The organism is Bradyrhizobium sp. Mp27 (genome assembly GCF_029953005.1).
GTDB classification, from domain to species: Bacteria; Pseudomonadota; Alphaproteobacteria; order Rhizobiales; family Xanthobacteraceae; genus Bradyrhizobium; species Bradyrhizobium barranii.
Window position 1 is genome coordinate 1 of sequence record NZ_JASAUS010000571.1, and the last position, 768, is coordinate 768.

The 768-nt window shown below is 59.8% G+C and carries 1 protein-coding gene; it reads left to right on the forward strand.

Annotation, left to right across the window (positions count from 1 at the left end):
• On the forward strand, positions 1-379 hold a 379-nt coding region (locus QJT78_RS51790), incomplete at its 5' end, for a porin (RefSeq protein ID WP_281460912.1).
• Between the last annotated feature and the right edge of the window lie 389 nt (positions 380-768).

Sequence of the window (768 nt, forward strand, 5' to 3'; positions counted from 1 at the left end):
TGGCGCCTACACCCACAACTGGGATGCGTACTGGAACACGGCAATCTACGGTTCGTACGCTCAGCTGAAGTACGGCAACGGTGGTGCGGCTCTCGTTTGCGGCCAACTCGCGACGTTGGGTGCCGCCACCGCGGGTATCACCTCTTGCAACCCGGACTTCAACATCGGCACGATCGGTCTGATCACCCGCTGGACGCCGGTGAAGAACCTGACCTTCTCGGCCGACGTGGCTTACACCATGCTCGACCAGAAGTACGCGGGCACGATCAGCACGGTCGCCGCTGGCCCTGCGTTTATTGTGGCCAAGCCGGGTGCCGTGTACGAGCTGAAGGATCAGAGCACGGTCAGCATGCTGATCCGCGCTCAGCGCAACTGGTAAGTTCGATCTAACGACCTGACCTCCAAGGCCCCCGGCGGGAAACCGCTGGGGGTTTTGTTTTTTCAATATTTCGATTGCCGGCTACCATTCGCCGAGCGCTGGATAACGAGGGAGGGGCGAGCGCCGATGACCCACGGTGGGCCGCTGCCGTTTCAGGCGTGGTTTGGTGGCTCGCGAACAGTATGTGAATGGTCGCGCAACACTCGGATGCCCGGTCCAGAGCGCAGCATTCTAATCATCCACATAACTACACTTGCAAAGCAGCCCTGCTGTCTAGCTTGTGTTTCGGCATGGAATAAGGACCCCGTTTTCGGGGTGATCGGCATCCAATCGGGACCCCGGGATAAGGGTCCACAGTGGCTTCCATCGAGTCATGGAAGCCGAGGTTG